Raw genomic sequence first — 4,195 nt, forward strand, 5'->3', positions numbered from 1 at the left:
GGTCACCAAGCACAACCTCAAGTACCGCCGCTACTACCACCAGTTCGACTACTAATTCCATTTGGGGGAAACCACAATGAGGCAATATATCTTCGCCAGCCACGCGCATTTTGCGACCGGCATCAAGGAGAGCACCGAGCTGCTCTCGGGCGCGCGCGATAACGTCCACGATCTGTCGATGTTCGTTGACGGTCGTACCGACGTCGCCGAGGAGGCTGCCAAGCTCTTGGCGACCATCGACCCCGCCGACGATGTGATCGTGTGCACCGACCTGTTTGGCGGCAGCGTCAACAACGAGTTCACCAAGATCGTCCAGACGCGTCCCAACACCTACCTGATCGCCAATATGAACCTGCCGCTGCTGATCCAGCTGCTGTTCTCCGACCAGGAGGCGCCCGCCGACCAGGTCATCCGCGAGATCCTCGCTGCCGACGATACGCGCGTCAAGTTTGTCAACGACCTGCTGACCGATACGGATGACGAGGAAGAGTTCTAGTCACCGTCTTGCTTTTAACAGCGCCGGGTTTCCGGCATGAGACCTTTGGGGGTCAATCATGATTCAACTGCTTCGCGTCGACCATCGTCTGCTTCATGGCCAGGTGGCCGTCTCTTGGGTTCAGGGCCTGGGCTCCGACTGTATCTTCTGCGTCGGTGATAAGGTCGCCAACGATCCCGTCTGGAAGACCACGCTCAAGATGGGCAAGCCTGCCAACGCCAAGCTCGTCATCAAGGATATGGAGCACGCCATCGAGGCCATCAACTCCGGCGTGACCGATAAGTACAAGATGATCATCTGTGTCGCCAGCATTGCCGAGGCCAAGCAACTTGCCGACGGCTGCCCGCAGATCACCTCCATCAACCTGGGCAACACCAAGTCCAAGGATGAGCAGCGCCCCGATGCCCGCAAGATCTCCCGCCAGATCTTTGTGACCGCCGCCGAGGAAGAAGACATTCGCGAGCTCGCCGGCCGCGGTATCGAGGTCGAGATTCGCGCTCTGGCCGACGACCCCAAGGTCGACGCCGTAAGCGCCCTCTAATTGGGGACCACGGGGCGGCGTGCACGGCGCCGCCCCATCGGCGGGCGTACCGGCTAAACGTTTTATCCGATAGCCCGCCTACCGTTCACCGGGAGTACCTGCCCGTTGAGCGATTGGTATTAAATAGTTTCCGCATGACTATATAATTGGTATGAAATCATTTGTACCGGTTTAGGTGTTAGCAGCACACCGGTACAAGCTGGATCTGGGTAGCGATTGTCGGCATGGAAAAGGGCGCGCTGACAAGTCGGTAATCGCCGCGCAGATCCAAGAGGGATCAAAGGGAGGAACAATGCTTGTTCAAGCGATCCTCATCGGACTTATCGCTGCCTTCGGTAAGCTCGATTATCAGCTCGGTACGCTCTATGCGTTCCGTCCGATCGTCCTGTGCCCGCTCGTGGGCATAGTGCTCGGAGACCTGCAGTCCGGCCTTGCCATCGGCGCGAGCCTCGAGCTGCTCTTCATGGGTTCTATCGCCATCGGCGCCTACGTGCCGCCCGATGAGACGATCGGCGGCGTGCTCGCCTGCGCCTTCGCTATTCAGCTGGGCCAGAGCACCGAGGCCGCTATCGCGCTCGCGATGCCCATCGCCACCCTGTGCCTGGCCATCAAGAACGTCGTCAACGCCGGTATGCCCCTTCTGGTCGACCGCGCCGACGTCTTTGCCAGCAAGGGTAACCTCAAGGGCATCTACGCCATGCACTGGATCATCGGCCTCGTGATCGTCGCCCTGGCCTTCTTCCTGTGCTCCGTCTCCTTCTATCTGGGTGCCGACGCCGTTCAGGGCCTGCTCGACTTCATCCCGACGTTTGTCCTCGATGGCTTTGGCGTCGCAGCCAACATCCTGCCCGCCATGGGCTTCGCAATGCTCGGCCGTCTGGTGCTTACCAAGCAGCTCGTGCCGTTCTACTTCCTGGGCTTCCTGCTGTGCTCCTATGCCAACGTGCCCGTCCTCGGTGTCGCCCTGATCGCAATCATCATCGGCATCGACAAGTTCGACCTGCTGGGCCTTGGTGGCGCCCAGCCCCAGCTTTCTGTGGAAGGGGATGAGGACGATGACTTCTAATTCCGAGAACCAGATTACTCGCTCCGACCTCATTAAGAGCTCTCTGAACACCGGCGCTCTGGGCATGGAGTTCTCCTGGACCTACTACAAGCAGATGAATATTGCCTTCTGCCTGATGGTCGCCAACATGCTCAAGAAGATCTACGCCGGCCGTCCCGACGACTACGCCGAGGCCCTGCATCGCCACAGCGCGTTCTTCAACATCACCCCGCAGCTCGCTCCCTTCGTGGGCGGCATCGCGATGGCCATGGAGGAGAAGGTCGCTCGCGGTGAGGTTGAGCCCGAGAGCGTCAACGACATCAAGGCCGCCCTCATGGGCCCTCTTTCCGGTCTGGGCGACTCCTTCTTCCTGTCCACCCTGCGCGTCGTCGCCGCTGCCGTGGGCATCAGCCTGTGCCAGGCCGGCAATGCCTTTGGTCCCATCGCCTTTTTGCTCATCTACAACATCCCGGCGTTCCTGATTCGTATCTTTGGCGCCATCAAGGGTTATGAGCTGGGTATCGGCTTCCTCGACGAGGCTCAGAAGACCGGCCTGATGCAAAAGATCATGGCTTGCGTCGGCATCGTCGGCGTCATGGTCGTCGGCGCCATGAGCAAGGACATGTTCTGGGCCTCGATGCCTATCGCCATCGGCCAGGGCGACTCCGCCCAGACCCTCCAGGACATCCTGGATGGCATCATGCCCGGCATGCTCGGCATGGCCGCCTTCTGGCTCTACTATTGGCTGCTTTCCAAGAAGATCAACCCGATGGTCCTGATCCTCTGCACCATGGTCGTGGGCATTATCGGCGTCTACTTTGGCGTGCTTGCCTAATATGTTTACATCGCGCTTCCATCGCGTCTAACGGTAGCGTCGATCTTTGGGGGCTTGTCGCAGGTGCGGCGGCCCCCTGTTTTTTCAAGCCTGTACGAAAGGGGAGGGCTATGGACGTACCCGAGCTTTCGCTCATGAACATCAACCATCGTTATTACAGCATCGAGACGTTCTTCAAGGCGGCCAGCGAGGCGGGCTATCGCAATATCGAGCTGTGGACCGGCTCGATGCACCTGTATGTGGATTGCCATGAGCACGATTCGGTGGACAAGATTCGCGACCTGGCCGCTCAGTACGGCATCAAGATCGTGTGCGTCTGCCCCGAGCAGAACAACCCCAAGCCGTGGAACGTCGCGGTGCGTGGCGAGGCCGGCCAGAAGCGTATCCTGTCCTACTTTAAGAACGTGATCGATGTCGCCGTCGAGCTTGGTGCGCCGCAGATTTTGGTGACGAGCGGCTGGGCCTATCTGGATGAGCCGGCCGAGGATGCCTGGGCCCGCAGCGTTGCCATGCTACGTTCGGTGTGCGATTACGCCGATTCGCGCGGCATTCGTGTCGCACTCGAGGCACTGCAGCCGTCGGAGTCCGTGCTGGTTAACACCGCACAGGACGTGGCGCGCATCTTGGCCGATGTCGACCGCCCCAACCTGAAGGCCTGCATCGACTTTGGTGCCATGGAGGTTGCCGGCGACACGATCGACAGCTATTTTGAGGTTTTGGGCGACAAGATCGTTCACACCCATTTTGTGGATGTGGGCGGCGGTACGACGCACCTTGCCTGGGGCGACGGCGAGCGCGATATGCGCGCCGACCTCGAGGCGCTCATGCGTCACGGCTATACGGGCTATGCCTCAGCCGAGACTTGCGACGGTCGCTACTATCGGGACCCGTCCAAGGCGACGACTCAGGTTATCGAGATGTATCGCCGCGTGACGGCAGAGATGGAAGCCGAATAACTAAGCTGTGCGGTTGCGCCGGAAACGCTGGGGCGGGTTCGGCGCAACGTGCTTTTGGGCGTTGAGTTGTGGGGCGTCTGTCGGCTGCGGTACTCGAATTAGACAACTTATGGTGTTGTAATACCACTCGGGTGGGGAAATCGACCGTTCGCCGCAAATCTTCGTGAGTTTGGATTGGTATTAAATAACGCGCAAACGTATGGCTATAATTGGTATCAGCAAGACGCGCGATGTATAGAATCGCGCACATGTGATGGGAGGACACACATGAAGGAGACCGAGAAGATCGAGATCGTGCACTTCGACCAGGAGGGCTACCTCG

5 protein-coding genes are annotated in these 4,195 nt (G+C 59.4%); all 5 read left to right on the forward strand.

Annotated elements, in window-relative coordinates:
• Nucleotides 1-76: 76 nt before the first annotated feature.
• The 5 genes from I2G43_RS07855 (at nucleotide 77) to I2G43_RS07875 (ending at nucleotide 3,873) form a co-directional block, all read left to right on the forward strand.
• Nucleotides 77-496 carry a PTS sugar transporter subunit IIA gene (locus tag I2G43_RS07855; protein ID WP_195246989.1) on the forward strand — a complete coding sequence of 140 codons (420 nt, stop codon included), beginning with the start codon at nucleotides 77-79 and terminating at the stop codon, nucleotides 494-496.
• Nucleotides 497-554: 58 nt separating this feature from the next.
• Nucleotides 555-1,037 (forward strand): PTS sugar transporter subunit IIB, encoded by a 483-nt coding sequence (locus I2G43_RS07860; protein WP_195535744.1) that lies wholly within the window; start codon nucleotides 555-557, stop codon nucleotides 1,035-1,037.
• Between the two features lie 292 nt (nucleotides 1,038-1,329).
• Nucleotides 1,330-2,103, forward strand: a complete 774-nt coding sequence (locus I2G43_RS07865; RefSeq protein ID WP_195535745.1) for a PTS mannose/fructose/sorbose/N-acetylgalactosamine transporter subunit IIC — start codon at nucleotides 1,330-1,332, stop codon at nucleotides 2,101-2,103.
• Nucleotides 2,093-2,917, forward strand: a complete 825-nt coding sequence (locus I2G43_RS07870; protein WP_416378405.1) for a PTS system mannose/fructose/sorbose family transporter subunit IID — start codon at nucleotides 2,093-2,095, stop codon at nucleotides 2,915-2,917. The genes I2G43_RS07865 and I2G43_RS07870 overlap by 11 nt, the downstream gene beginning before the upstream one ends.
• 110 nt (nucleotides 2,918-3,027) lie before the next feature.
• On the forward strand, nucleotides 3,028-3,873 hold the full coding sequence (locus tag I2G43_RS07875; RefSeq protein WP_195246985.1) for a sugar phosphate isomerase/epimerase family protein: 846 nt from the start codon (nucleotides 3,028-3,030) through the stop codon (nucleotides 3,871-3,873).
• Nucleotides 3,874-4,195: the final 322 nt, after the last annotated feature.

The sequence above is a fragment of the Collinsella aerofaciens genome (assembly GCF_015557435.1).
In the GTDB taxonomy this organism is placed as follows: domain Bacteria; phylum Actinomycetota; class Coriobacteriia; order Coriobacteriales; family Coriobacteriaceae; genus Collinsella; species Collinsella aerofaciens_Z.